12 protein-coding genes are annotated in these 14,383 nt (G+C 55.1%); 9 read left to right on the top strand and 3 right to left on the bottom strand.

Annotated elements, in window-relative coordinates:
* Nucleotides 1–3 precede the first annotated feature (3 nt).
* Nucleotides 4–1,245, top strand: coding sequence for a tail fiber domain-containing protein (locus M2422_RS08885; RefSeq protein ID WP_081273734.1), 1,242 nt, complete (start codon nucleotides 4–6; stop codon nucleotides 1,243–1,245).
* Between the two features lie 369 nt (nucleotides 1,246–1,614).
* Here M2422_RS08885 and M2422_RS08875 read toward each other — a convergent pair whose 3' ends face one another.
* Nucleotides 1,615–1,731 (bottom strand): AlpA family transcriptional regulator, encoded by a 117-nt coding sequence (locus M2422_RS08875; protein ID WP_231113510.1) that lies wholly within the window; start codon nucleotides 1,729–1,731, stop codon nucleotides 1,615–1,617.
* Between the two features lie 109 nt (nucleotides 1,732–1,840).
* On the opposite strand from M2422_RS08875, the gene xisR reads away from it, so the two are divergent.
* The 8 genes from xisR to pheP all read left to right on the top strand — a co-directional run bounded on the left by xisR (nucleotide 1,841) and on the right by pheP (nucleotide 11,478).
* Nucleotides 1,841–2,089, top strand: coding sequence for an excisionase family protein (xisR, locus tag M2422_RS08870; RefSeq protein WP_061715832.1), 249 nt, complete (start codon nucleotides 1,841–1,843; stop codon nucleotides 2,087–2,089).
* A 268-nt stretch (nucleotides 2,090–2,357) separates the two neighbouring features.
* The gene (locus M2422_RS08865) at nucleotides 2,358–3,188 is read left to right on the top strand and encodes a CPBP family intramembrane glutamic endopeptidase (protein ID WP_064673579.1); all 831 of its coding nucleotides are present in this window, start codon (nucleotides 2,358–2,360) and stop codon (nucleotides 3,186–3,188) included.
* Between the two features lie 355 nt (nucleotides 3,189–3,543).
* Nucleotides 3,544–4,560 (top strand): iron ABC transporter substrate-binding protein, encoded by a 1,017-nt coding sequence (locus M2422_RS08860; RefSeq protein ID WP_039263996.1) that lies wholly within the window; start codon nucleotides 3,544–3,546, stop codon nucleotides 4,558–4,560.
* 24 nt (nucleotides 4,561–4,584) lie between these two features.
* Nucleotides 4,585–6,159 (top strand): iron ABC transporter permease, encoded by a 1,575-nt coding sequence (locus M2422_RS08855; protein WP_064673580.1) that lies wholly within the window; start codon nucleotides 4,585–4,587, stop codon nucleotides 6,157–6,159.
* A 1-nt stretch (nucleotide 6,160) separates the two neighbouring features.
* Nucleotides 6,161–7,192: an ABC transporter ATP-binding protein gene (locus tag M2422_RS08850; RefSeq protein WP_064673581.1), complete on the top strand. Its 1,032-nt coding sequence runs from the start codon at nucleotides 6,161–6,163 to the stop codon at nucleotides 7,190–7,192.
* A 149-nt stretch (nucleotides 7,193–7,341) separates the two neighbouring features.
* Complete coding sequence (gene yahO, locus M2422_RS08845; protein ID WP_033144835.1) at nucleotides 7,342–7,617, top strand: DUF1471 family periplasmic protein YahO; 276 nt, start codon at nucleotides 7,342–7,344, stop codon at nucleotides 7,615–7,617.
* A 185-nt stretch (nucleotides 7,618–7,802) separates the two neighbouring features.
* Nucleotides 7,803–9,986 carry a TonB-dependent siderophore receptor gene (locus M2422_RS08840; RefSeq protein WP_064673582.1) on the top strand — a complete coding sequence of 728 codons (2,184 nt, stop codon included), beginning with the start codon at nucleotides 7,803–7,805 and terminating at the stop codon, nucleotides 9,984–9,986.
* 103 nt (nucleotides 9,987–10,089) lie between these two features.
* Nucleotides 10,090–11,478, top strand: a complete 1,389-nt coding sequence (gene pheP, locus M2422_RS08835; RefSeq protein WP_064673583.1) for a phenylalanine transporter — start codon at nucleotides 10,090–10,092, stop codon at nucleotides 11,476–11,478.
* A gap of 104 nt (nucleotides 11,479–11,582) precedes the next feature.
* On the opposite strand, the gene M2422_RS08830 is transcribed toward pheP, so the two are convergent.
* Both M2422_RS08830 and M2422_RS08825 read right to left on the bottom strand, forming a co-directional pair.
* Nucleotides 11,583–12,827 (bottom strand): mechanosensitive ion channel family protein, encoded by a 1,245-nt coding sequence (locus M2422_RS08830; RefSeq protein ID WP_048978906.1) that lies wholly within the window; start codon nucleotides 12,825–12,827, stop codon nucleotides 11,583–11,585.
* 65 nt (nucleotides 12,828–12,892) lie between these two features.
* On the bottom strand, nucleotides 12,893–14,329 hold the full coding sequence (locus M2422_RS08825) for an MFS transporter (protein WP_064673584.1): 1,437 nt from the start codon (nucleotides 14,327–14,329) through the stop codon (nucleotides 12,893–12,895).
* Nucleotides 14,330–14,383: the final 54 nt, after the last annotated feature.

Here is a 14,383-nt window from a genome sequence, read left to right as displayed (position 1 = left end):
ATTATGTCAGCAGGCACCATCACCCTGACGAACGGATCCGCTGTTGTCGGCGGTTCCGGAACCTCATTCTCAACAGAACTTGCTGCCGGTGATTTTATTGTCTCCACTGTCGGCGGCGTTGATTATACGCTCCCCGTTAAATCGGTTGAGAGTAATGCGCAACTTACACTGGTCAGCAACTTCACCGGGCCAACGCAATCCGGCGCGGCATGGTCAGCGGTGCCCCGCGTGGCGCTGAACATGGTCACTGCTGCGCTGGTGGCGCAAACTGCTGAAGCGCTGCGTGGACTGAATTACGACAAACAGAACTGGCAAAGCATTTTTTCCGGAACCGGAAATGTAACGGTAACTTTGCCGGATGGAACGACATGGACGGGACCAGCCTGGAATAGCATTACCACATCACTTTCAGGCAAGGCGGCAAAAGGTTCAAACAGTGACATCACCTCTCTAAGCGGACTCACTACAGCGCTATCTGTAGCACAGGGCGGTACCGGTTCGACAACCGCATCAGGCGCTCGCACAAACCTAGGTTTAGGAAACAGCGCTACGAGGAACGTCGGCGCAGCGGCGGGAACGGTCGCCGCCGGCGATGACTCGCGCCTTAATTCTGTTGACGGAAAATCAGGAGGCACGATTTCATCTTCGTTAAATGCCACTGGTGCAGTAAATGTCATTACTCAATCCAGTAGTTTCGGAGTGTTTGCGTTCAAGTATCCGGGCTCCCTGGATACTATGTCCTACTCCTTCTGCGAAAATTTTGGTGATCTGGTATTTGTCACAACCCAGGCAGCCAAACCCGGAACAGAAAAATATTTCTCAATGCGGGGGGACAGATTTACCACTCCTGGAAATATCACCTGCGTATCGCTGACCCAGACTTCAGACGCCGATAAAAAAGACGATATCAAGCGCATTGAGGGTGCTCTTGAAAAAGTTATGGCTTTAGAAGGGGTAACATTCAACTGGAAGGACAGCGGCCTTCCATCTGCTGGGATTATTGCCCAGGAACTCATCAAAGTTCTGCCGGAGGCTGTCGGGTCAGTATTTGAAGATCATGATCAGTATGAGTCAGTTGAAGAAGTTAATGAGGCTGGTGAGGTGACAATCACCCAGCAGCTGATAAGAAAAAAAGATGACAGTAAGCGCAGCTACACAGTGGAATATTCTGGCGTCATCGCGCTATGCCTTCAGGCGATCAAAGAGTTGAATAATAAGGTTGAAAGTCTGCAATCAGGAAGCTGAAGAAGCCGCCGCCTGTCGTATGCAAGAACAGGCGGCGGCTGGTTGCTCAGTGTTCATGCCAAGCTACCGAGTTGCATTTTACTTCAAATGCATTTTGGTGTCCCTTTTCGCAATATGTCTGGCTTTCCATTCAGAATAATCTTTGAGTAACCATCTCGAACTTCTTCCAAGCTTTACCGGAGCAGGGAATTCTCCCCGCTTTATAATTGAGTAAAAGTATTTTGCTGTGAACCCCGAATCGTTAGTTATGTATTTGAGGTCAATGAATGAATCATCAGAAAGGTTAGTGCGAGCTTTTGGCATCATGCATATATTTCCTTTAGTCGTGTACTTGTTGAAAATGTGCGAAGTTAAAAATTAACTTTACCGCTACTTATCCTCCCTACATGCTCGAACTTTTTCAGTGATCCATGCTTCCACGTCTGTTGATACCCACCTTACGGAACTACCTATCTTGATAGAGTTTGGGAACTCACCCGTGTTCATCCACTTGTAAATAGCCGTTTTTTGAACCCAACAGTGCGGCAAACCTCTTTCAGGTCCATCAAATACATGTTCAACTGTCATCCTCCTCGTCAAAAATTGTGTGTAGGTTATGGAATATCAAACAGTTCGAATAGAGCCTAATAAATGGGTTACAGAGTCTTTACTGATGGCGATCACGGGCCTCACAAAGAACGCTATCAGATCTGCACGGGAAAAATCATGGATGGAGGGAAGGGAGTATCGACACTATTCAGGCGATTGTCAGCCTAAGGATAACAGTCCGATAATGTATAATCGGTTAGAAGTCGATGCCTGGGTTGAGAGACAAAAACCTGCCGTTCCACGTCAACGTAAATGACGTTGGTTGGACAGGAAACACTCTACTGAAAGTGCGAATGTTTCTGGTATAGCTTTGCTCGTTTGCATTTGGGGGTATTATTGGGGGTATGTCTCATTTCCTTAAATTGGTTTTATATTTAAAATCATAAGATTGTACACTTAGTTTCAATCCTACAGGGGTGCCATTTCATTTCATAGAGTTACGCCTCTTTCACATCCTCCTGATTTCCGCTGTGGGACATATTTGGGACATCGCCCCTAAAATTTACCGGTCAAGAAGGACATTTATGTGGTATCTACTCGCAACTTCGCTTGCCGCACTCTCCCTTAATAAAAGCCTGGCTTATCTAATGCTGGGATTAACGGCATTTCTCGGCTGGAAACAGGGCATTCTTGACGCCCCGGCGCTGCTGGTTATTGCATCAATCGTTGTTGGCTGGTCTGCTGTTGAATGGCTACGTAATAAAAATAATAAATATACCTATCTGGTCGAAGGCCTGTGCGTGGTCATCGCCGTTGCCCTGGTTTTGCATGTGATTCCGGGCTTCCATAACCCCAAAGTGCTGGATGCTGTCGTCGTTGGTCCGCAAAGCATACCGTTCAGTATGTACTTTAATATGGACAAGGCAGTGGTGCCGTTCTTTTTAATTACGTGCATGCCAACGTTATTCGTCGCAAAACCCCTCTATAAAGCGGGCAAGGTCGGCTGGGGAATATTGGTTCTTGCGATACCCGTGCTGTTACTTCTGGCTGTTGCGTTGGGCGGACTTAGAATTGAGCCGCATGCGCCTGAATGGTTCGCTCAATTTGCCCTTGCGAATATTTTTTTCGTCTCTTTGGCTGAGGAAGCCTTGTTCAGAGGCTACCTGCAGCAACGCTTGTCCCGGATTATTCATCCTGTTGTCGCGCTGTTGATTGCCTCAGTCATCTTTGGACTGATGCATTATAGCGGCGGTTTACTACTGATTATTTTTGCCAGCCTCTCCGGCATTATTTACGGCCTGGCGTGGATGTGGAGCGGCAGGCTCTGGGTTGCAACGTTATTCCATTTTGGGCTGAACTGCGTGCATTTATTGTTCTTCACCTATCCTATGTATGCCCCTCATGCGGCGATGTGATGCTTTTTAAATGAGTAGTCTTATAAACTTAGCTACCTCCAGATAAGCATAAAAAGCCCCGCAAGATCGGGGCTTTTATATCTGCCGGGCGCATGAATAACAGATTTACCTTCGCGTCATAATGAATAGAAGGCTAATGAATTTCACTGTAGGCAGGCTTAAGGTTTTCTTAATCTAAAAATTATCTCTCATTAAAATTTGGATTTTTATCATTCTAAAATCTGCTAAAAAGAAATTTTACACTTTTACGACTAAACTCGATTGATACTAATTATCATTAGCGTTGTTGTATGCTTTAATCCTGTCCCACAAAGCTATGAGTCGTTAATCCCGTTGGTCTATAAAGGATATGTTCATGAATTCTCGCCTGCTGTCCTGCTTCTCGCTTGCCTTGTTGTCTTCATCCCTTTTCCTTTCCACACAAGCGGTTGCCGCCGATAACAACGAAGGTATCGTTGTTTATAACGCGCAGCACGAAAACCTGGTGAAGTCGTGGGTTGACGGTTTTACCAAAGAAACCGGCATTAAAGTCACTCTGCGTAATGGCGATGACAGCGAGCTGGGTAACCAGCTGGTTCAGGAAGGCAGCGCGTCCCCGGCAGACGTATTCCTGACGGAGAACTCGCCTTCAATGGTGCTGGTGGATAACGCCAACCTGTTTGCGCCATTGGATGCAGACACCCTGAAGCAGGTACCGGCAGAATATCGTCCGGCGCACGGCCGCTGGATTGGCATCGCGGCCCGCAGCACGGTGTTTGTGTATAACCCGGAAAAGCTGAACGAAAAGCAGCTGCCTGAATCGCTGATGGATCTGGCAAAACCCGAGTGGAAAGGGCGCTGGGCGGCATCACCGTCAGGCGCGGATTTCCAGGCCATCGTGAGCGCGATGCTGGCGCTGAAAGGCGAAAAGGCCACGCTGGAATGGCTCAAGGCGATGAAAGCCAATTTCGTTGCCTATAAAGGCAACAGCACCGTGATGAAAGCGGTCAATGCCGGTCAGATTGATGGCGGCGTGATTTATCACTACTACCGTTTTGTCGATCAGTCCAAAACCGGTGAAAACAGCAAAAACACCCAGCTTTACTACTTCAAACACCAGGATCCGGGCGCGTTCGTGAGCCTCTCTGGCGGCGGCGTGCTGGCGTCCAGCAAACACAAAGCGCAGGCTCAGGCCTTCATCAAGTACATTACCGGTAAAGAAGGCCAGGAAAGCCTGCGGACCAACAACGCCTTTGAATATGCCGTGGGCGTGAACGCGGCCTCAAACCCGAAACTGGTCCCGCTGAAAGATCTTGATGCGCCGAAAGTTGAACCTTCAACGCTCAACAGTAAAAAAGTTATCGAGCTGATGACGCAAGCCGGCCTGCTGTGATCCTGAGAGTGAAGTGAACGTCTTATGTCTGGTCTGAGTCTCGACATCGGAAAAAACAGAGTGCAGGAGCCTGCCCGCAGGCGTCCTGCACTGCCGATGGTTGCGTTAGCTGTATTGTTTTCATTGATGGCGCTTCTGCCTTTGGGTTTTATCATTGCCATTGGCATTGAGACCGGCTGGGAAACCATTAAGGCGCTGGTGTTTCGCCCGCGTGTTGCTGAGTTGCTCAGCAACACGCTGTGGCTGACGGCTTTAGCGGTTCCGCTGTGTATCATGACGGGCGTGGCAATCGCCTGGCTCACGGAGCGCACGCAGCTTGCCGGGCGAGGGATCTGGTCCGCACTGGCGGTCGCCCCGCTGGCGATCCCCGCGTTTGTGCAAAGCTACGCCTGGGTGAGCGCTGTCCCGTCCATGCACGGGCTCTCCGCGGGCGTGTTCCTCTCGGTTCTTGCCTACTATCCGTTTATCTATATGCCGGTTGCGGCGGTGCTGCGTCGCCTTGACCCGACGCTGGAAGATGTCGCCGCTTCGCTGGGTACGCCGCCGTGGCGGGTCTTTTTCCGCGTGGTGCTTCCCCAGCTCAAGCTCGCTATCTGCGGCGGCGCGCTGCTGGTGGCGCTGCACCTGCTGGCGGAATATGGCCTGTACGTGATGATCCGCTTTGATACCTTCACCACGGCAATTTATGACCAGTTCCAGTCTACCTTCAGCGGCCCGGCGGCGAACATGCTGGCGGGCGTGCTGGCCTTGTGCTGTCTGGCTATATTAATGCTGGAAGGCGTGACGCGCGGAAAAGCACGCTACGCGCGCATTGGCGCCGGGGCCGCGCGCGAGCAGAAATGCTGGCCGCTGAAGCCTGCGGCCGCCGCGCTGGGCCAGCTGTTTTTCATCGTGCTGATTGTTCTGGCGCTGGGCGTGCCGTTAATTGTCCTGTGTCGCTGGATTTGGCTCGGCGGCGTGCAAAACTGGATGAGTGCCGATCTCTGGCATTCCCTGCGCCAGACGCTGATGCTCGGCGTGGGCGGTGCGCTTCTGACGACGGCGTGCGTGATCCCCATCGCGTGGCTGGGTATTCGCTATCCGCACCGCATCTTCCGGATGCTGGAAGGGTGCATCTATATCACCAGCTCGCTGCCGGGCATCGTCACGGCGCTGGCGCTGGTCACCGTCACCATTCACTACGCCCGTCCCATTTACCAGACGGAAATTACCCTATTCCTTGCCTACCTGCTGATGTTTATGCCCCGTGCGCTCATCAACCTGCGGGCGGGGATTGCGCAGGCGCCGGTCGAGCTGGAGAACGTGGCGCGCAGCCTGGGCAGCACGCCCGCGAAGGCGCTCTGGAGCGTCACGATGCGGCTGGCCGCGCCGGGTGCGGCGGCGGGGGCCGCGCTGGTTTTCCTCGGCGTCAGCAACGAGTTGACCGCCACGCTGCTGCTCTCTCCGCTGGGCACGCGCACGCTCTCCACCGGATTCTGGGCGCTGACCAGTGAAATTGACTATGTTGCCGCCGCGCCTTACGCGATGCTGATGATCCTGATTTCACTCCCGCTCACCGCCATTCTCTATATGCAGTCGAAAAAAATTGCAGGGCTATGACATGCTTGAATTAACCGCCATTTCTAAATCGTTTTCTGATGTGCAGGTGCTCGACAGCTTAAACCTGAGCGTGGCGCCGGGGAGCAGGACGGCGATTGTCGGGCCGTCCGGGTCGGGGAAAACCACGCTGCTGCGTATTCTGGCCGGGTTCGAAACGCCTGACACCGGGCGCATTGTCATGCAGGGGAGAACGCTGTTCGACGAAAACAGTTTTGTTCCCGCCCACCTGCGCCGGATTGGTTTTGTTCCTCAGGAGGGCGCGCTGTTCCCGCACCTCAATGTGGCAGACAACATTGCCTGGGGGCTGGACGGCACCCGCCACGAAAAGCGCCAGCGCGTTGAGGCGCTGATGGAGATGGTTTCTCTGGACAGGCAGCTCGCAACGCACTGGCCCCACGAGATTTCCGGCGGACAGCAGCAGCGCGTGGCGCTGGCCCGTGCGCTGGCCCAGCGACCTTCACTGATGCTGCTGGATGAACCGTTCTCGGCTCTGGATACCGGCCTTCGCGCCATGACGCGTAAGGCAACGGCCGATCTGCTGGCCGAAGCGGGCGTGGCCTCGATTCTGGTCACCCACGATCAGAACGAAGCGTTGTCCTTTGCCACGCAGGTTGCCGTCATGCGCTCCGGGCGCTTCACGCAGGTCGGGACGCCTTATGACGTTTACACCCGTCCCGTTGACGAAGAGACGGCGCTGTTTCTTGGCGATGCCGTGATCCTGCCTGCTCAGCTCGCTGCCGGGTATGCCGTGTGCGCGCTGGGTGAAGTGCCGACGGACAACGCGCAGGCGACAGGACAGGGCAGGGTAATGATGCGTCCTGAACAATTACGCGTGACGGCATGTGCAGGGCATGAAAGCCCTATCTCGATTCTCGACGTGGACTTCACCGGCCAGCTGTCAACGCTCACCCTGGGATTAGCCGGGCAGCAGCAGCCCGTAATTCTGAAGACCGTAAGCCAGCCAGGATGGAACCCGGGCACGGCGGTACGCATTGATATTGCTGGCACCGCGCGGGTATTCGAATATTCTTAATATTCGTTAGTAATTTCATGCAACGGGTTGTTATAAAAGATTTTTCCCGAACGCATGGCAATTCCTGAGATTCTCTACCATGCTCATAAAACCTCACCACAATGCGTGAGGTTTTTCGTAGTTGCTGATTAATCTCAAGGAAAAAGGTTATGAAAAAGACGACTGCTATTTTGTTGGGAACGGCGTTACTGTTTACGACCAATGCTTTTGCTGCCCAGCTACTCACTAAAAGCGAGTTCAAGAAAGTTGCATCTCAATATAAAAAAATCGGTACGGTAAACACCTCGAATGAAGTATCGGTGGATGATGCGAAAAAAGAACTGATTGAGAAAGCCGATAAGCAAGGTGCGGATGTCCTGGTGCTCACTTCAGGGAACACCAACAATAAAATTCACGGTACGGCCAATATCTACAAGAAAAAATAATGTTATTGCAGCCATCCCCGAAACGGGGTGGCTGTTCCCCCTCTTTTCTCGCCAAATCTCCTTATGAACGCGGTTACGCTTGCTAACGCATGGATAATGCGTATAGTTCTCATTTGCATTGCATTCAATACATTCTAAGGCCCGACAACGGGTCATTTTTGCGCGCACTTTAAAATGAGTTAACGATGAACAACACCATCATGCACAAAACGCTGCTGGCGCTCGCCGTTGGCGCGGCGACACATTCCGCCTTCGCGGCGGACAATCAAAAAGAGGACACCCTTGTTGTCCAGGCTGCTCCAGCCAGCGATTTCAAACCCGGTGGCGACCAGCTGGTACCGGCCTTCCTTGACGGACAGGTGGCGAACGGCGGGCGCATGGGGATGCTGGGCCAGCAGAACGCCATGGACGTGCCGTTCAACATCATTAGCTACACCTCGAAGCTGGTGGAAGATCAGCAGGCGAAAACCATTGCCGATGTCGTCGCGAACGACGCGGGCGTGCAGTTCGTTCAGGGGTACGGCAACAGCGCGGAGACCTACCGCATCCGTGGCCTGAAGTTCGACGGCGACGACATGACCTTTGGCGGCCTGTCCGGCGTGCTGCCGCGCCAGGTGGTGGATACCCAGATGGTCGACCGCATCGAGATCTTCAAAGGGGCCAACTCGCTGATGAACGGCGCGGCAAGCTCCGGCGTGGGCGGGATGATCAACCTTGAGCCAAAACACGCGGGCGAACTCCCGCAGGCCAAAGTCGGCGTGGACTACACCTCGGATTCCCAGATTGGCACCACGCTGGATGCGGGCCGTCGCTACGGTGACAGCGACCAGCTCGGCGCGCGGGTGAACCTGGTTCATCGCGAAGGGGAAACCGGCATACCGAATGACCGCCGACGCACCACGCTGCTCTCTACCGGCCTGGATTACACGGGTGACCGCTTCCGCACCTCGCTGGATCTGGGCTATCAGAAGAAAACCTTCCACGGCAGCCCGACCAGCGTCAATATTTCCGCGGTGGATTTCGTTCCGGAGCCGCCGAAAAACGATCGCAACTTCTCGCAGAAGTGGGCCTACAGCAATATCGAAAACGAATTTGGGATGTGGCGCAGCGAGTACGACATCACCGACGGCTGGACCGCCTATACCGGTCTTGGCGCGCAGCACGCGCACGAGGAAGGCATCTACAGCGCGCCGAAGCTGGTGGATAAAAGCGGCAAGGCAACGGTCAGCCGTCTCGACACCAACCGCATCAGCGATTCCGTCAGCGGCATGGCGGGCGTTCGCGGTAATTTCAATACAGGCTTCGTCTCGCACAAGGTCAACGTTGGCTATTCGGCGATGACCAAAAACGAAAAAATCGCGTGGAAAATGTCGGCGGCGAAAGATAACCCGACCACCAACATCTACCACAACACCGGCGTCGATATGCCGGACAGCACCAACTTCAATGGTTCCGGCGGAAAGTACAGCGATCCGCTGACCAGCGGGCGCACCCGTACCCAGGGCTGGCTGCTGAGCGATACGCTGGGCGTGCTGGACGACAAGCTGCTGTTCACCGCAGGCGCCCGCCATCAGAAGGTGGTCATTCGCGGGTATAACAAAGTCACCGGGGCGGAAAACGCGGCGGACGGTTTCGACGGCAGCCGCTGGATGCCCACCTACGGCGTGGTCTACAAGCCGTGGGAGGAAATTTCCCTTTATGCAAACCACACCGAAGCGCTGCAGCCGGGCAAAACCGCACCTAACACCGCCACCAACTACGGCCAGAGCACCGGTATCGTTCACTCTAAGCAGAACGAAGTGGGCGTGAAGGCGGACTTCGGCCGCGTGGGCGGATCGCTTGCGCTGTTCGAAATCAAAATGCCGTCGGCGATCCTCGACGACAGCGGCCACTACGGCCTGGACGCCGAGCAGCGTAACCGTGGCGTGGAGCTGAACGTCTTCGGCGAGCCAATGCTGGGGATGCGTCTGAACGCCAGCGCCACCTGGCTGCAGGCCGAACTGACCAAAACCAAAAATGGCGTGAATCAGGGCAACGATGCGATCGGGATCCCGAACTTTTACGCCGTGCTGGGCGCTGAGTACGACATCAAGCCGATTGACGGCCTGACCGCCACCGCCCGCGTGAACCACTCCGGCGCGCAGTACGCTGACCTGGCAAACACCAAAAAGCTGGACAGCTACACCACGCTGGATCTGGGGATGCGTTATCGCTTCGCGGTGAACCACAATGAAAACCAGATGACGGTTCGTGCGGGCATCGACAACGTGACCAATGAAAACTACTGGGCCAGCGTGGATGATTCCGGTACCTATATTACGCAGGGCGAACCGCGCACCTTTAAGGTTTCGGTTGGCTACGCGTTTTAAGCGTTCCATCTCGTTATCCGGGGCAGGGATGCCCCAATCCCTTGCTACCTCCAGCATGAAGTGTTAAAACGTGCCCCTTCTAAAAAAGAGACAGGGGTAGGACGTGAAAGACGCGTCATTCGCTTCAGGCCATGGTAGCGCTGAAGCCTCGTCGGATCAGAATCCGACGCTGCAACGTGGTTTGCAAAATCGACATATTCAGTTAATTGCCCTTGGCGGCGCGATCGGTACCGGGCTGTTTCTCGGCATCGGCCCCGCTATTCAGATGGCTGGCCCGGCGGTGCTGCTGGGTTACGGTATCGCAGGGATTATCGCCTTCCTGATCATGCGCCAGCTTGGCGAAATGGTCGTTGAAGAGCCGGTTTCAGGCTCCTTCGCGCACTTTGCTTATAAATACTGGGGCCCGTTTGCAGGCTTCCTGTCCGGCTGGAACTACTGGGTAATGTTCGTGCTGGTGGGGATGGCGGAGCTGACCGCCGCGGGCATTTACATGCAGTACTGGCTGCCGGATGTTCCGACGTGGATCTGGGCGGCGGCCTTCTTCATCATTATTAACGCCGTTAACCTCGTCAACGTGCGCCTGTATGGCGAAACCGAGTTCTGGTTTGCGCTGATCAAGGTGCTGGCGATTATCGGGATGATCGGCTTTGGCCTGTGGCTGCTCTTCTCCGGACACGGCGGCGAGCGCGCCACGATCGACAACCTGTGGCAGCACGGCGGCTTCCTGGCGACCGGCTGGAAAGGGCTGATCCTCTCCCTGGCAGTGATCATGTTCTCCTTCGGTGGACTAGAGCTGATCGGCATTACCGCCGCGGAAGCGCGCGACCCGCATAAAAGCATTCCCAAAGCGGTCAACCAGGTGGTGTACCGGATTCTGCTGTTCTACATCGGCTCGCTGGTGGTGCTGCTGGCGCTCTATCCGTGGGTGGAAGTGAAGTCCGACAGCAGCCCGTTCGTGATGATTTTCCACGATCTGAACAGCAACGTGGTGGCCTCGGCGCTGAACTTCGTCATTCTGGTTGCATCTCTGTCGGTCTATAACAGCGGCGTTTACTCCAACAGCCGCATGCTGTTCGGCCTCTCCGTGCAGGGCAACGCGCCGAAGTTCCTCACCCGCGTCAGCCGTCGCGGCGTGCCGGTGAATTCCTTGTTACTTTCCGGCGCCATTACGTCGCTGGTGGTGCTGATCAACTATCTCCTGCCGAAAGAGGCCTTTGGCCTGCTGATGGCGCTGGTTGTTGCCACGCTGCTGCTGAACTGGATCATGATCTGCCTTGCGCACCTGCGCTTTCGCGCCGCGATGCGCCGCAAGGGACGCGAGACGCAGTTCAAAGCGCTGCTTTACCCGGCGGGGAACTATATCTGTATCGCTTTCCTCGGGCTGATTCTGGTGCTGATGTGCACCATGGATGAGATGCGTCTTTCGGCGATGCTGCTGCCGGTGTGGGTTATCTTCCTGTTTGTGGCGTTTAAGCTTTCCCGCAAAAAGTGATCTGCTTTTCTCCCTCTCCCCGTGGGAGAGGGCCGGGGTGAGGGCACCAGACTGCACCTGCCTTCACGCCCGGTGGCGCTTCGCTTACCGGGCCTACAAACGGATTATCTGGCGATAACGCCCGCCAGGGATCGAATATCGTTCCCGGTCGGGGACTGGTGAATACGCAGCCCAAATTCATCCACCACCGCGAATATATGGTCGAAGATGTCGGCCTGAATCTCCTCATATTCTGCCCAGACCACCGTGTTGGTGAAGGCATATATTTCAATCGGCAAACCATTCGCATCAGGCGCTAGCTGGCGCACCATCAGCGTCATATCTTTGCGAATACGCGGATGGTTGCGCAGATATTCATTCAGGTAGGCGCGGAAGGTCCCAATATTGGTCATCTTACGCAGATTTAATACTGACTCCCCTTCACCGTTCTTCTGATTCCACAGGCTAATTTCCTCATGTCGCGCGGCCAGATAGGGCTTCAGCAGCTTCGCCTGAATAAGTTTCTGCTGCTCCTGCTCGTCGAGAAAATGAATGCTGGTGGTATCAATATTCAGGCTGCGCTTAATGCGTCGCCCGCCGGAGGCGGACATGCCGCTCCAGTTGATAAAGGCGTCGGAGACCAGCGCCCACGTCGGAATGGTTGTAATCGTATTATCGAAGTTGCGTACTTTAACGGTGGTCAGACCGATGTCCGTTACCGTGCCGTTGGCACCGTATTTGGGCATCTCCAGCCAGTCGCCGAGCTTGAGCATGTCGTTGGCAGAAAGCTGAATCCCTGCCACAAGTCCGAGTATCGGGTCTTTAAACACCAGCATCAGCACGGCGGCCATGGCGCCCAGACCGCTGATCAGAATCGCCGGGGACTGGCCGATCAGCAGGGAGATAATCAATATCCCCACCAGGATGGCGCTCACCAGCTTGATGCCCTGGAAGATCCCCTTCAGCGGGAGCTGTGATGCGGTGGCCATTTTCTGCGACAGATTAAAAATCACGTCCAGCAGCGAGAAGAAGGAGAGCAGGGCATACACCATGACCCACAGCTTTGCGCAGGTAGTGAGAATTTCCGCCGCTTCGCTGCCTTTTTGCAGCCACAGTACCGCCTGGACATTGACGATTATCCCCTGAAGGGTAAAGGCCAGACGGTGAAATAATTTATTCTGGGTAATGATCTGCAGCCATAAATGGCTGCTGGCCTGCGCGCGTTTTTCGAACGCGCGAAGCACCACTTTGTGCAGAATAAAATGAACGATGATGGCGGTAAGAAAAATAATACCAAAGATAATCACTAAAGAGGTGGTGTGATTAATTTCAATGCCTAACTCTTCAACCTGAGCAATTAATTCCTGCATAACGTCTCCTGTATTGATGCAGCCCCATAATGGCGGCTGCGGATCTATTATGCAAATTCCCAGGCTTATTTGGTGGCCTGGCAGACCTTCACCACCGGCAGGCACAGGCTATGGCGGATGCGCAGCGTCGCCAGGGCAAGCACCACCATCATCGCCGTTTCCACCATCAGGAAGACGTTAACCGCATGGGTGTAATCCCCGTGATGGTTTTGCAGCGCGTGCAGCAAAATCGCGCCAAAAATGGCCGGGCCAAGCCCCAGCGCGGCCTGCTGCAGCGTGCTGAGAATGGCGCTCGCAGCCCCCGCGTCGTCAGGCTGAATATCGCGCATCCCGATGCGGTAGAAGCTGTTCACGATCAGCGCCTGCCCGTAGCCGACCAGCCCGGTCGCGGGTGCCAGCGTCAGGGCGGTATTCTCCATTCCCCAGACGCGGAACGTGGCGATCAGCGCCAGCAGGCCGGCAATCTGGATCGCCAGACCCGTCAGCAGAATGGTACTGGTGCTGTAGCGAGCAATCAGACGCGGCGCGAACCACGCCGAAATAAAGTAAGTTACGCCCAGCGCGATAAAACTGTTTCCGGACTGCCACGGTGCCATCCCCAGACCGGTTTGCATGGTCAGCGCCATACAGAACATAAACCCGGACCAGACGCTGAAAAAGAGCATCGCAATCAGAATGCCAAAGCGAACGCTGCGAAGCTGCAGCAGGCGCGGCGGGATCAGCGGATGGGCATTCTCACGCTCCTTTTTGCGCGCATTCAGCGCCGTCAGCCAACCCAGCGGAATAATGGCGAGAAGCATAACCTTCAGCGGCCACGACCAGTGCCACTGGGGGCCGAGCGCCATCGGGAACAGCAGGCAGCAAAGAATGATCGCCAGCAGCACGGTTCCGGTCCAGTCGATGCGTGACGGCGTCTCGCGACGGGTTTCGGGTACGAAATGGCGACTCAGCGCCAGCACCACCAGACAGATCGGCACGTTGATAAAGAAGGCGTTACGCCAGCCCAGCCCGGCGATATCCGCCGACACCAGCCAGCCGCCGCCCATCTGGCCGACGATAAACGCAATCCCACCGATGCCGCCAAACAGGCTGATGGCCTTAGCGTGCGCCGTACCTTTCAGCGTCACGTGCAGCGTGGCAAGAATTTGCGGCACGATCAGCGCGGCTCCCGCCCCCTGGACGATGCGCGCGGTCAGCAGCTGTTCAATGTTCCCCGCCATCCCGCACAGCAGCGAGGCCAGGCCAAAGCTCGCGACGCCCCACATGAACAGATGCCGACGGCCAAAGTTGTCCCCCAGCTTGCTGCCGAGCGCGAGGCAGACGGCGAAGGCCACGCCGTAGAGGGCGACAATCAGCTCCAGCTCGGTGGCGGTGGCGTTCAGCGAATGGGTGATGGCGTCCAGCGCGACGTTGGTGATTGAGGTATCAATCATCGGCAGCATCTGGCCGGTTAGCAGCAATATCAGGCCAGCGCGGCCCGGTGAAACAACTGACGTATTCATGGTAACTCCATTGCGTCATTCAACAGATGGTCGTAGCATCATCCATCTGATAAA

Source organism: Enterobacter sp. SLBN-59, assembly GCF_024807915.1.
In the GTDB taxonomy this organism is placed as follows: domain Bacteria; phylum Pseudomonadota; class Gammaproteobacteria; order Enterobacterales; family Enterobacteriaceae; genus Enterobacter; species Enterobacter asburiae_B.
This window is presented reverse-complemented; position numbering and strand designations above follow the sequence as displayed.